Raw genomic sequence first — 13,132 nt, forward strand, 5'->3', positions numbered from 1 at the left:
CGTTAAGCTAGCCTACTTTTACACATTTTTCAAAAACAAAACTCTACTACCGCCGTTCCCATCATAATTTGTATGTACCGATACACCCTCTATCTCATCATCCCCGGCATCAATTCGAAAACCGATTTCTTGATGAAACTGTATCGACTTTTTATTAGTTGGTGACGTAATTGCTTTTACAACTTTACGGTTATTTGCACGAGCAACATCAAAGAAATAAGAATACAATGTCGATGCGATTCCTCTTCTTCTATACTTCGGATTTACACCGATAAAATGAACGTATGCTTCATCTTTATATGTTTGTGAAAAAAATCCACATAAGAAACCTAACGTTTCGCCATCTTCTTCAATGATAAAACTCGTTTCTTGAAAATGAACGAAGAACAGTTTTGGCAACATATCAGCCATATCTCTTCCGCCCCACCAATCATTTAAAACAGAATGAATCTTTACATAATCTTCCCCTTGGATGTTTCTTACTCGCATATATTTCTCCCTCTCACTCACTTCATTTTTTCGTAAATTTTAATGACTGTTTCTACTAAAAGGATGAATACCCAAATCCCACAAAATACAAGAACAGACTGAAATATAGAACCTAACATAACAATACTTATTAGACCTAATTCTGGGCCTGAAATGGAGATTTCATCAAATCCTATATTATGTATAAATGGACCGGTTGAAAAAGCCATAAAAATAGATGCTATTAAATAAATCACACTCATTATTTTTAATATTTTTATAGAAAGATACGAAGTTTCTTTTTCTTCCACTTGTGATAATTCGATTTCTCCGCTCGCAATTCCTTTTTGTAAACAGTCTTCACATAGAAATTCTTCCTTAATTTTTTTACCACCATGTATTGTACCCGTTATTTCTTTACATCTTGAACATTTTCGATTTATCATGTTGTTACCACTCCAATCTATTAAGATTATACTTATATCATTCTTCATTTACCTTAATATCCCTTTTATGTATTTTATAGAGAAAGTTTGTGTTTTATGATTTCGAAACTCACATTTGGCTCGAAAAAATCTACTGTTCATTATGTATTAAGGCCTAGTTGTTATGCGGTTCTTTTCCATTCATCTTCTTCAAAGATTGCTGTTATCCAAAAAGAAGACCGTTACTTTTTACCTGGTGGCGGAATGGAAGGTGATGAAACAAAAGAAGAATGTTTGCACCGTGAACTACTAGAGGAATTAGGATGGGCAATTAAAATTGATCAGTATATCGGTAATGCGGCTCGATATTTTTATGCAGAAAAGGAAGATACATATTATTTAAACGATGGGTTCTTTTATATCGCGAACATGGTGCAAAAACAAGCTGAAAATTGTGAGGAGGATCATGTTTTACGATGGATGTCTCATTTACTTGCTGTCGAGCTTCTCCTTCACGATCATCAAAAATGGGCTGTTGAACAAACACTTTTATTACGAAAACAAAAAGGATCTCCTTCTATATGAAAGAGATCCTTTTTACTACTAACTTACTTTTTTCAAATTGAGAGCAGGCTTTTTGATTCCGCCTTTTTTTACAACATATAAACCGATAAATATAATCAGCCCGCCAACGAGTTGCATCATATTAATTTGCTCTCCAATTGTTACAGCTGCAAAGATAACTGCGAACAATGGTACGAGATACATATAAACCATTACTTTCGTTGAGCCTATTTGACTAATACCGACATACCACATTGCTAGTCCGAAGATGGTCGCAAAGATGATTGAATATGCAAGCGATCCCCAGCTTGGCGTATCTACTGGCCACGTTAAAGTATTTACGTTGAATAAACAGTATATAACTAGCGGTACAATTCCAATTAAAGTAGACCATGATGTGACTCTCATTGCAGAGTATTTTGTAATAAGAGGTTGCGCTAAAATTGGATACCACCCCCACGCAATCGCTGCGACTAATCCAATTACATTTCCAAGCCACGCATATTCATAAGTAGCTCCTCCTGTATGTCCTGTTAATAGAACGAATGCTGCACCAATAAACGCTACTATTGAACCGATTTGTACTTTCATCGAAAAACGTTCTTGTTTGTGTAATACTGCTAATATCCCTGTAAATATAGGTGACATCGCAATTAATAATGAGGCGTTCGTTGCTGAAGTATATTTCACAGATAGCATAAACATTGTTTGATACATCGCCGTACCAACGATACCGACTGCTACTAATCGTAACCAATCTTTTCTTTCAATACGTAATGAGCGTTCCATCATAAATGTAATAAGTAATAATACCGGTGATGCTACTAAAAATCGTAAACTATTAAATTGAATGGATGACATATATGCCACGCCATACTTTCCTATTGTATAATTTGCTCCCCATACTAATGCAACTGATACTAGGAGCCATTCCATTTGCCATCTTTTCATCCGAATCTCCCCTTCCATATTTAGCATAGTAAAATTGGCTGGATATAACACCGTCCAATTGGCTGTTTTTTTACCCAGCCAATTTGTTATACTAAATGTATATAAGAGATGCGGAGGTGTTTGTATGGAATGGAAGCTAGATAACGACAGTAAAATCCCAATTTATCAGCAAGTTGTTGACTTTATTGAAAAACGTATTACATACGGAGAACTTCCACCTGGTAGCTTCCTCCCTTCTGAACGGAAATTAGCTACACAGTTAAATGTAAACCGTAGTACAGTAACGACTGCTTATAATGAACTACGCGCTATGGGAATTGTAGAAAGTACGACTGGTAAAGGTACACGTGTAAGTACACATATGTGGGGCGTCTCTCCAACATTAACGCCAAACTGGAGAAATTTCGTAGAAGGTGGTACGTTTTTACCAAACTTACCGTTACTTCGCCATATTCGTGCGGAAGTACAACAAAATGAGAACATCATTGATTTCGCAAACGGGGAGCTCGGTTGTAACCTCTATCCTCACGATCAACTACAAACGATTTTACGAGAACAACCGTTAACGCATTCATTAAGTTATGATCATCCGCAAGGGTATCTCCCGCTAAGACAAGCGGTCGTAAAATATATGAAAGAACATTTAAAAGTTGAAGCGACTGAGCAATCCATTATGATTACATCCGGCGCACAGCAAGCACTTCACCTTATCGTGCAATGTTTATTAAATCCAGGTGATGCGGTCGCTTTCGAAAGTCCTTCACACTGTTACTCCTTACCGTTATTCCAATCAGCAGGTATTCGTATTTTCCCGTTACCTGTCGATGAACACGGTATTAATCCAGACGATGTGCAAGAATTATATAGAAAACATCGTATTAAAATGATCTTTTTAAATCCAAACTTCCAAAATCCTACGGGAACAATGCTTCATCCAAACCGTAGAAAAAAACTATTATCACTTTGCGCAGACTTACGAATTGCGATTGTTGAAGATGACCCTTCTAGTTTACTTACGCTAGAAAAGAAACAACCTTGTCCTACTTTGAAATCAATTGATGAAAATGGAACTGTCATTTATGTACATTCCTTATCAAAAATGATTGCGCCAGGTTTACGAGTCGGCTGGCTTGTCGCTCCGCAGTCTGTAGTAGAAAGGTTATCCGACGCAAGGCACCAAATGGAATTAGGTATGAGCATTTTCCCGCAGTGGCTTATGCAACAATTTTTCGAAACTGTACCGTTTCAGTCTCATATCGTACCGTTACGAAAACAGCTAGCAGAAAAAAGAGACGTTATCGTTCGCGCCCTAAACGAGCAACTTCACGATAAAATCTCTTTTTCAAACCCGACTGGTGGTATATACATATGGGGAAAATTAAACGAACCGATAAACGAAAAACAACTTATTATGCAAAGTTTAAAACAAGAAATCGCCTTTATGCCCGGTAGTATTTTCGGCGCAAAAGATGGTTATATTCGTTTATCTTATGGAAAAGTGAATATTGATCAAATTGAGGAAGGTATTTCTCGTTTGCGTGAGGCTATTTTAGTTTGTGGAAAATAACATGAGATAAAGCTTTTTCGTTTGACAAAACCTAAATCTACCATTATTATCAACTCGAACCTAGTCATAGGAGTGATACAAATGAAAATCTACGTTGATGCAGATGCTTGCCCTGTAAAAGATGTAATTATTTTTGAAGCTACGAATGCAGAAATCCCCGTTACCCTCGTTACTAGCTTTTCTCATTATTCTAATGCGGAACAGCCAGCAGGCGTGGAAACAATTTATGTTGATTCCGGAGCAGATGCTGCAGATTACCGAATTATGCAATTAGCAAAAAAAGAAGATTTAATCGTAACGCAAGATTACGGTCTTGCTTCGCTTGCTTTAGCAAAAGGCTGTATCGTGCTACACCATAAAGGCTATAAGTATACGAATGAAAACATTGACCAACTATTACAAACACGATATTTAAGTGCAATGGTTCGAAAAAGCGGTAAGCGTACAAAGGGACCGAAACCATTTACAGCAGAAGATAAAGAGAAATTTAGAGAGCTCTTTAAAAGTATAATTGCACTATAAAAATGAACCTTCTATTTGTAGGGAAAACTGTATAAAAAAAGAAGAGAATATCGGGATGAATATTCTCTTCTTGAGGTTTACCCGTTTAAAATGAAGGTAAATTATCTAAGTTATTTTCTTTTATTCCATCCGCTTCACTACGTATAATATCTCTACCATACTTATGAAATACGTCCACATGAGTTAACTTCCCTGATTTCGCTTCACTAAGAGCAGTCATATAATCTAACTCTCTCCCGCTACTTGTTTTAAAGGCTATTAAATCACCATCATCATTTTTACGAACAGCAACAATTTGTTCTGCTCCTGAATTGACTTCATGGTTTACTTCAAATTGAGCTTGCTCTTCTCCTTGATGTAAGTATTCATTATAAACTTTTTCAAAGTCTTTTTCGTCCATAACATTCACCTCCAACACTTTTTTTAGTATGGTTGGGAGATGGTGGTTTTATGTACTTTGCTATTAAAAAATATATTTTTAATACCTACGCAGACCCTTCAAAGTCTCCAATATATCATCTGTAAAGGCTGTACTACCTTCTGTCTCTAAAACTCTGAAATAAAAACTTCTTAAGAAAGTTCTAATATTTTGTACTAAAATAGCATGCTGCGGATGTCGGATGTCTTCAACAGTTGCTATACTGTGTAGCCAATTGCTCCACTCTTCTTCAGTTAAAAGATTTTGGTTACGTAACGACATAATTGGCGCTACTAATCTCTCATCTTCAAAGTGGACATATACGTAATCACTTAATCGAACTTTCTGGCGAGCAGCAGCTAGTATCGCATATGAAAACTCACGATTTTGTATTGTACGAGCTAAAGCAGCGAGTGCATCCGCTGCATGTGCAGTAGAATGTGCCCAGCCTTTTCCTTCTACATAGCCTCTTACATCTTCTTCTAAATATACATATTCCAGCACTTGTTCTGCCACACTGTACAGTTGTTCTTCAGATAACAATGGTTCTCTTTCATGAACAGATAAAATAAGTGGCGGAATTAATACGGAGAATGCACGTTTAAATACAGAGTCTGTTCCCTTTTCACCAATTTTATAAAATAAATAATCAGGGCTAATTGCTTGTAGCATTAATCCTCGTAATTCCTTTTGTCTAAATACATCATTTGTAATCCATGTGTGAAGCGTACTATAAATTAAATCATCACGTAATTCAGCATCAGATGAACCGATATAATCTAGCATCCACTGCGCATATGGATATGCATCTACGTCTTCTGGTACAGCATAATTATTATTTTTAATTTGTAGTAGCTCTTCTTTTAATTCTAGTACTTCATTCATTCTATTCCTGTCCCCTTTTTACGTTTTTTTATTGCCTTATCCCCCGTTTTTACTTTCTAAAGTTAATTTAATTATACGAGAATTATAACTATAAATAAAAGGCTATACATATACTTTTGATTATGTATTACTTTCGCTCTTGAAATATAACTTCTGGATTTGCTAAATCACTATTCCGAAATACAACATCCGCACACTCTTTCGGATTATGCTCATCTATATACATTTTACAGGCCGCATGATATCTGTTTAAAAACATTTTCTCTGCTTCTTCATAACTTCCAAAAGCCTCAGTCTCGCGCTTTGCACCACGTTTTCTCGCAATCTCAAAATCTGTATCTACGAAAATTTTATAGTCAAATAAATGCGCAACGTCTTTTTTCAATAGAAACGTTCCATCTACTATTAATACCATATTGGATTGGGCCATTAACGGCTCATTATGTACAGGGATATCCGTTTTTAAATTATGAGAAATCGTTTCATATTGTAAATTCCCGTCTGGTCCTAAAGGCTTTAATAACCTTTCTTTGAAAGCTGTATAATCGTGTGCATCTTCGTAATACCCTCTTGCCGATTCTTTTCCTTGCACGTATCGAATTGATCTCGGATTATGAAAATCGTCGATGCTGGCGCGTGTTACTCGTACCCCTCGTTCTTTTATTTCTTCTGCTAGTTCGTTTGCAAATGTTGTTTTTCCTGAAGCTGTAATACCACTTACTCCAACTCTTATTGGGTGGGTTACATTTAATTTTAAAATATGATCTGCAATTTCTTTGATTCGTTGTTTTCGGTTCATGGTATTTCCTCCCACAATCTGTTTACATAATATTATTATGAGTAATAGTTTATGTCATTATTTGTCGGTAAGTCGATATTCTTTGTCGAATCGTCGATATATCGAAAAAATCTCCGATATATTTTAAGTTATGATAGATATATTTGAAAAATCGTTGATATGTTATGATTGGCTTACTTTCCCTTAAAGCCTCGATACAATGCAGTCCGTAATTCTTGTTTGTATTCTTCAATTTCTGGCATATCGAGTTCTTCTGCTAGTCTGATAGCTAATTCAATATCATACGGTACACGTACGAGTTGAATGGAAAAGCTTGCGGCTTCTTTTTCATTGTATGTTCCTTCGAATATTAAATAGGAAGCTTGTGTAATTTCAAGTGGATTGCCTACACTACCTGCATTACATAACGTTTTCCCTCTGAAATTTTGAACGAATGCTTGGTGAACGTCACCGTAGCAAACGACATCTGGTTTTCTTTCCCCTTCTATATTCTCGGTAAGCTCACTGTTTTCGAACATACTAATACGCTCTTCTCTTGAAGCGTGTGGTTGAATTCTTTCATATAAACTTCTCGGTGAAGCGTGAAACATACGAATGAGTTTGCCGCTCATATAAAATTCGATTGAAAATGGTAAGCTTCTTAAATAGTCATTTTGTTCTTCCGATAGTTGTTTTTGATGCCATTTTAACGCTTCAAATTCAGTCGGTTTTGTAATAAAATCATCCCAGTTCCCCATTACAACTCCATCACATTCTTTACGAATGATTTCAATCACTTCGCTAGAATGAGGACCTTTTCCGACTAAATCTCCAAGACAGATGATGCGCTCAATTCCTCTTACTTTAATATCTTGCAGCACAGATTCTAATGCTGGAATATTACCATGTATATCTGAAATTACCGCTATTTTATCCAAATGAATCCCTCCATTACTTATTGTTTATTATATCCGCATGTTGTGATTGATACCATTTTGGAATATAGGATGAAAAATGATTATGACCTTCTAAAATTCCGTTCAATCTTTCCTTCATATCATCTACTAAATGAGGCGTGCTTCGGTTTGTCCATACGATATCCGCTGGGAATGTCATTGCTGCATATAAGGAGTACAGTTTCCAAAAATGAAGCGATGGTTCACCTCCGCAATATCCGTGAACTTGTCCAACCGCAAAGGGTTTGCTTATTCTTGTCGTAAAAATCGCTACATTATAAAAATCGTGTATTGGATCGCCAAAATCATATCCACCAAAATCGATTATGATAAACTCCTTATTATGAATCATACTATTTGCTGGATGGAAGTCATCGTGTAAAAATGTGATTGGACGATTTTTCAATAATTGTTTATGCTCCCCTACAAATCTTAATATTGGCTTCAAATCAAGGAAATCTATTTCATAGTTTGCTAACGCTTCTACATATCTTTCGTATTTATTCCATCGAACCGTTTCCCATTTATTACTTGCACTTTCTTTTTCAATTGAGTGAATCCTCTTTAATACTTCCCCTGCTTTTCTTCCCGCATGATACTGTTCTTCCACTGATAGCTTCCCTAAACCTTCTTCACCATTTACACCTTGTATCCATTCAAATACTTGAACACATTTATTTATTTGTTCAAGCTTTATGAAATGAATTAACTTCGGTGTTGGAATATGTAATAACTCTAATTGTTTCATATATGTATATTCTTCTTGTTTACGTTCAAAGTTTACAGCATCACATACTTTTACAAAATATGTTACTCTGTTTTCTAATTCTATTTTATATTTCTTTTCATGTGAAAAACCTTTTGAAATAGCTGTACACTTTACAATACGAGGCCATTCTAGTTTTCTCTCTATCGCTCTAAGCATTTCTTCCACAAAACTCACCTCTATCAAAATATGTACAAACTACCTAACACTTCATGCTTTCGTTTATTTTCTCCTGTAAACTCCACTGCAAATGGATATTCGCCACGATGCTTCAATCGTTCTAGTACTAGCCCTTCTCCAATTGCTTCACAAAACTGCACATGAATGTCACCAAACACTACACTTTGACATTCCGCATTCCATTCTTCATTTTTCACGACCGGACTTGTATTTAGCTCCATTACTTCTTTCCATTTCTGTACTGTTTCTCGAACATTTTTCACTGCATAATGGATCGTTTCAATTTGTTGTACGTTATTTTTATGTTTAGTGATAGTTCCTATGTTGCGTAAATCGTTTCTTCTTTCTTCATCCGTTTCATTCCACTGTATAAAGAAAGGCAATTTCGGCCCATTCTCTTCTTGCTTTACAAATAACATTTTCCACTCTAAAAGGCGACCATCTTTTCTCATTCGTTTCCCTTCAAATGGTCCTATCGTATGTAATCCATGTTTATTAAACTTAACTGCTAGTTCTTCAATTGCATCTGTTCGAATTGCGATTTGTAACATTCCTTCTCCATCTTGTAATTTCACTACCGTTTCTTGTACTAATGGGTTTTCTGCTTTCTTCGCTTTTTCTTCATGCTGAACTGCTAAAAATTCTATATATGATAAATCAAAATAACATAAACTATTCCAAGTACCCCAAGTCGTATGCTCTCCGCCTACTGCAGTATGAAATCCATGCTCCTGCATTTGTTTTGCCGCTTCCTCTGGTGTACCATGTACTGCGTGTACGAGATGATCAAATCGTAACATGTCTTTCTCCCCTTTCTCTCCATCCTTTTATTGTATATTTTATTTTTCTTTCATTCAATTCAAAAACTTTAATACCTAGTTGATTTATACGATTAATATGTATTATAATGAAACAAATTTAATTATTGCTGATTGGAAAAACCAAAGGCACTTTTCTCATACGGGAAAAGTGTCTTTTTCATTTATTATTACAGGGGGATTATTTATGCAGAAATTAATTGTCTTTGCTATTATCGGATTTTTCGCTCAATTAATCGATGGAGCGCTTGGAATGGCGTACGGGGTAACATCTACCTCACTTTTATTAATGTTTGGTATTGCACCAGCCGTTGCATCTGCATCAGTTCATTTAGCTGAAGTTGTTACAACTGCCGCTTCTGGTGCATCACACATCAAATTTGGAAACGTGGATAAATATACCGTTTCCAGACTTACATTACCAGGAGCAATTGGCGCATTTATTGGGGCATGTTTTTTAAGCAATTTACCTGGTGATGTAATTAAACCGTACATTTCCGTATTTTTATTTACTTTAGGGGTTTATATTTTATTACGATTCCTCATTCAAAAACAAATTGTCACTTCAAAAAAACGTATGTCTGCAAAACAACTTGTTCCACTTGGTTTATTTGCTGGATTCGTTGATTCAACTGGTGGTGGTGGTTGGGGACCGATTACAACACCTGTACTTCTGGCAAGAGGAAATGAAGCTAGAAAAGTTATCGGATCTGTAGATACGAGCGAGTTTCCTGTTTCACTCGCTGCAACAATCGGATTTTTCATTTCACTTGGCTGGGAACAAGTAAGTTGGGTTTGGGTATTTTCTCTCATGCTTGGTGGTATCGTTGCGGCACCAATCGCCGCATGGTTAGTACGCATCGTTCCTTCTCATTTACTTGGCGTATTAGTTGGGGGCCTTATAATCTTTACAAACATTCGTACACTGCTTACTACATTTAAAGTGGATCCAACTATTATTTCACTTTCTTACGTGGCAGTTGGTCTTGTCGTTATTATTTCTATTTTCATCGCTGTTCGCAATCATTCTAATCGTTCTAATGCATCGACAGCCGAATATCCGAATGATCAAAAACAAATGCTACCATAACGATAAAAATACCGCCCGATATATTTCGAGCGGTATTTTTTATTTTTCTATTTTCCAATTGATCATCGTTTCTGTAGTGCCTACTCTTTTCATATGTAATTTCTCTAATACACGAATCGAGCTGTTATTTTCAAGAAGTGTCTCTGCAATAATCGTTTCTACCTCTCCTGTTTGAAAAGCCCAATTTATTAGTTCACTTACAGCTTCTGTCGCATACCCTTTATTCCAATATTTCTCAACAAATCCGTAACCAATTTCTACTGTATGCTCCTCATTTGGTTTCCCTTTAAACCCTATATCACCTAGAACGATGTCATCTTCTTTTCGAATGACATACCACGCTCCCCAAGGTAATAAAGCCGCATCTTGTTTTACAGTTTCTACATGCCCTACAATATGTGGACCACTATTAAATCCTTGCTCGTTAGCAACTTGCATACTCTCTTCTGTACTCGGCACTATATAGAGCCTTTCTGTTTCTAATTTCATGTTAATTTCTCCTTTTCAATTAAACAATACCTCAATTTTATCAGAAATAAAAAGAATATTCATTCTATTTATCAGATTTATACTTATTCTTTGAAACGAATTTAAGGAATAATCCTATTTTAATAGTTATGTCGAATTATATTTTCAGAATTTTCTTTTATTTTTAAAGGGTTTTTCAATATTTTTTGCGAAACATTTGTATAACAATTTCTTTCTTTATTTTTTGTTACATAACAGTAGGTTCGGGTGGAGTTTTGCAAGCGTTTCCTAAACAATAACCGATATTTTTTGACTTTTCCTAACAAAATATCTTGCAATATATTCAGAAAGTCATTACAATTGCCATATATTAAAAATCTTAGCAATATATCAAATCCTCATCAATCCGATGAGGTAGAGGTTGCGACTTTTAATAATAAGACGGACGAGACGCAGAGAATGTCACCGACTCCGTTTGAAAGGAAAAGTTGCCGAAGTTTCTATTTCTTCTCTGGAAATATGAGCTGGGGCTGTCTCCGAAAGGAACAGAACTGTCACGTTTACAAAATTACCGTGTAAACGTGGGGTGCTATCTTAACGGAAGGGTATGATGGGGTGGTTATTTGTGAAACGTTCCGCCAAATTCCTTTGGCGGTTTTTTGTATTTTTCTCCCCCGCTCCTTCCTATCTTACAAGAAAAGGAGTGTTGAACATGAATAGCGCAACGAATCAAACTACCTCTGAAACGCAAACTACAAAAGGAAAAGGTGAGTTAAAACGTAGTTTAAAATCAAGGCACCTTACGATGATTTCTCTCGGTGGTACAATTGGTACCGGATTATTTCTTGCCAGCGGTGGTGTCATCCATTCAGCTGGTCCTGGCGGTGCATTAGTTGCATACGCCGCAATTGGGATTATGGTTTACTTTTTAATGACAAGCTTAGCTGAACTCGCTGCTTACATGCCTGTTACCGGTTCTTTTAGCACATACGCAACAAAATTTGTTGATCCGTCCCTTGGCTTTGCACTTGGATGGAACTATTGGTATAACTGGGCCATTACAATTGCTGCTGAACTCGCTGCTGTAACATTAATTATGAAATTTTGGTTCCCAGATACCCCTTCCCTCATTTGGAGCGGATTATGTTTAGCTATTATTTTCCTTTTAAACTATTTATCTGTTAAAGGGTTTGGTGAATCTGAATATTGGTTTGCACTTATTAAAGTCGTTACTATTATTATCTTTTTAATTGTCGGCTTTATGATGATTTTTGGAATTATGGGCGGCGAAACTGTTGGCTTCAAAAACTTCACTGTTGCAGATGCACCATTTAACGGCGGCATCATGGCAATCATCGGTGTATTTATGGCAGCTGGTTTCTCATTCCAAGGTACTGAATTGTTAGGAGTTGCTGCTGGGGAAACATCTGATCCAGAGCGTAGTATTCCGAAAGCGATTCGTTCTATCTTTTGGCGTATTCTTTTATTCTATATTCTTGCGATTCTCGTTATCGGTTTATTAATTCCTTATACAACAGAAAGCCTTGCTGCAAGTGATGTAACAGTAAGTCCATTTACACTTATTTTTGAAAAAGCTGGTGTTGCTTTTGCTGCTTCTGTTATGAACGCTGTTATTTTAACGGCAGTACTGTCTGCTGGTAACTCTGGTATGTATGCATCAACTCGTATGCTTTGGGACTTAGCTCGCCAAGGTAAAGCACCAAAATTCTTAGGCAAATTAGACAGCCGCGGTGTACCTGTTAACGCATTAATCGTAACGTCAATTGTCGGTAGTATCGCTTTCATTGCTTCCTTATTCGGCGACGGTGTTGTATACATTTGGTTATTAAACGCATCTGGAATGTCAGGCTTTATCGCATGGGTCGGAATCGCAATTAGTCATTACCGTTTCCGTAAAGCATATATCGCACAAGGTAAAGATTTAAAAGACTTACCATATAGAGCAAAATGGTTCCCATTCGGTCCAATTTTCGCATTTGTACTTTGTATCATCGTCATTTTAGGTCAAAACTACGGCGCATTTATGGGCGAAGCAATCGATTGGAACGGTGTACTCGTTTCTTACATTGGTTTACCACTCTTCTTAGTATTATGGTTAGGATATAAATTTACGAAGAAAACGAAAGTAATTCCTCTTGATAAATGTGAATTGAAATAAAGTGAAACGAGCAAACAAATTTGTTTGCTCGTTTTTTTATTCCGGTGCTTCTCCCTCCCCATGCCCATCAAGTTAAGGAGACGAATTTCCTCAAAAA

General features: G+C 36.3%; 15 protein-coding genes and 1 riboswitch. Of the genes, 5 read left to right on the forward strand and 10 right to left on the reverse strand.

The genetic code is table 11. The annotated features are described in order from the left end of the window. Positions 1 to 18 precede the first annotated feature (18 nt). Both MR115_RS25150 and MR115_RS25155 read right to left on the reverse strand, forming a co-directional pair. Positions 19 to 489 (reverse strand): GNAT family N-acetyltransferase, encoded by a 471-nt coding sequence (locus MR115_RS25150; protein ID WP_144535903.1) that lies wholly within the window; start codon positions 487 to 489, stop codon positions 19 to 21. 17 nt (positions 490 to 506) lie between these two features. Continuing rightward, positions 507 to 914 carry a DUF3980 domain-containing protein gene (locus MR115_RS25155; RefSeq protein WP_071723839.1) on the reverse strand — a complete coding sequence of 136 codons (408 nt, stop codon included), beginning with the start codon at positions 912 to 914 and terminating at the stop codon, positions 507 to 509. 96 nt (positions 915 to 1,010) lie between these two features. Between MR115_RS25155 and MR115_RS25160 the strand changes: the two genes are divergently transcribed. Next, positions 1,011 to 1,478, forward strand: a complete 468-nt coding sequence (locus MR115_RS25160; RefSeq protein WP_242243131.1) for an NUDIX hydrolase — start codon at positions 1,011 to 1,013, stop codon at positions 1,476 to 1,478. Positions 1,479 to 1,496: 18 nt separating this feature from the next. On the opposite strand, the gene MR115_RS25165 is transcribed toward MR115_RS25160, so the two are convergent. After that, positions 1,497 to 2,408 carry a DMT family transporter gene (locus tag MR115_RS25165; RefSeq protein WP_097841245.1) on the reverse strand — a complete coding sequence of 304 codons (912 nt, stop codon included), beginning with the start codon at positions 2,406 to 2,408 and terminating at the stop codon, positions 1,497 to 1,499. A 124-nt stretch (positions 2,409 to 2,532) separates the two neighbouring features. Between MR115_RS25165 and pdxR the strand changes: the two genes are divergently transcribed. Then, positions 2,533 to 3,975: a MocR-like pyridoxine biosynthesis transcription factor PdxR gene (gene pdxR, locus MR115_RS25170; protein ID WP_088096843.1), complete on the forward strand. Its 1,443-nt coding sequence runs from the start codon at positions 2,533 to 2,535 to the stop codon at positions 3,973 to 3,975. Between the two features lie 81 nt (positions 3,976 to 4,056). Beyond that, positions 4,057 to 4,497 carry a YaiI/YqxD family protein gene (locus MR115_RS25175; protein WP_242243132.1) on the forward strand — a complete coding sequence of 147 codons (441 nt, stop codon included), beginning with the start codon at positions 4,057 to 4,059 and terminating at the stop codon, positions 4,495 to 4,497. An 85-nt stretch (positions 4,498 to 4,582) separates the two neighbouring features. Here the strand turns inward: MR115_RS25175 and MR115_RS25180 are convergent, their stop codons facing one another. The 6 genes from MR115_RS25180 to MR115_RS25205 all read right to left on the reverse strand — a co-directional run bounded on the left by MR115_RS25180 (position 4,583) and on the right by MR115_RS25205 (position 9,280). After that, positions 4,583 to 4,897, reverse strand: a complete 315-nt coding sequence (locus tag MR115_RS25180; RefSeq protein WP_242243133.1) for a DUF3892 domain-containing protein — start codon at positions 4,895 to 4,897, stop codon at positions 4,583 to 4,585. Between the two features lie 78 nt (positions 4,898 to 4,975). Next, complete coding sequence (locus MR115_RS25185) at positions 4,976 to 5,800, reverse strand: DUF2785 domain-containing protein (RefSeq protein ID WP_242243134.1); 825 nt, start codon at positions 5,798 to 5,800, stop codon at positions 4,976 to 4,978. A gap of 127 nt (positions 5,801 to 5,927) precedes the next feature. Beyond that, positions 5,928 to 6,599: a nucleoside/nucleotide kinase family protein gene (locus MR115_RS25190; RefSeq protein ID WP_242243135.1), complete on the reverse strand. Its 672-nt coding sequence runs from the start codon at positions 6,597 to 6,599 to the stop codon at positions 5,928 to 5,930. Positions 6,600 to 6,772: 173 nt separating this feature from the next. After that, positions 6,773 to 7,516 carry a metallophosphoesterase family protein gene (locus tag MR115_RS25195; protein ID WP_242243136.1) on the reverse strand — a complete coding sequence of 248 codons (744 nt, stop codon included), beginning with the start codon at positions 7,514 to 7,516 and terminating at the stop codon, positions 6,773 to 6,775. 13 nt (positions 7,517 to 7,529) lie between these two features. Beyond that, positions 7,530 to 8,468, reverse strand: coding sequence for an aminoglycoside phosphotransferase family protein (locus MR115_RS25200; protein WP_242243137.1), 939 nt, complete (start codon positions 8,466 to 8,468; stop codon positions 7,530 to 7,532). A 14-nt stretch (positions 8,469 to 8,482) separates the two neighbouring features. Next, positions 8,483 to 9,280 carry a VOC family protein gene (locus MR115_RS25205; protein WP_097820258.1) on the reverse strand — a complete coding sequence of 266 codons (798 nt, stop codon included), beginning with the start codon at positions 9,278 to 9,280 and terminating at the stop codon, positions 8,483 to 8,485. A gap of 97 nt (positions 9,281 to 9,377) precedes the next feature. Here MR115_RS25205 and MR115_RS25210 point away from each other — a divergent pair, with 97 nt between their 5' ends. Continuing rightward, positions 9,378 to 10,388 carry a sulfite exporter TauE/SafE family protein gene (locus tag MR115_RS25210; protein ID WP_242243138.1) on the forward strand — a complete coding sequence of 337 codons (1,011 nt, stop codon included), beginning with the start codon at positions 9,378 to 9,380 and terminating at the stop codon, positions 10,386 to 10,388. Between the two features lie 39 nt (positions 10,389 to 10,427). On the opposite strand, the gene MR115_RS25215 is transcribed toward MR115_RS25210, so the two are convergent. Beyond that, positions 10,428 to 10,877, reverse strand: coding sequence for a GNAT family N-acetyltransferase (locus tag MR115_RS25215; protein WP_242243139.1), 450 nt, complete (start codon positions 10,875 to 10,877; stop codon positions 10,428 to 10,430). Between the two features lie 386 nt (positions 10,878 to 11,263). Next, a riboswitch (Lysine riboswitch) is annotated at positions 11,264 to 11,456 on the forward strand. A 112-nt stretch (positions 11,457 to 11,568) separates the two neighbouring features. Here MR115_RS25215 and MR115_RS25220 point away from each other — a divergent pair. Next, on the forward strand, positions 11,569 to 13,035 hold the full coding sequence (locus MR115_RS25220; RefSeq protein WP_098884962.1) for an amino acid permease: 1,467 nt from the start codon (positions 11,569 to 11,571) through the stop codon (positions 13,033 to 13,035). Positions 13,036 to 13,132: the final 97 nt, after the last annotated feature.

It is taken from the genome of Bacillus cereus group sp. BfR-BA-01309 (assembly GCF_022664315.1).
GTDB lineage: Bacteria > Bacillota > Bacilli > Bacillales > Bacillaceae_G > Bacillus_A > Bacillus_A mobilis.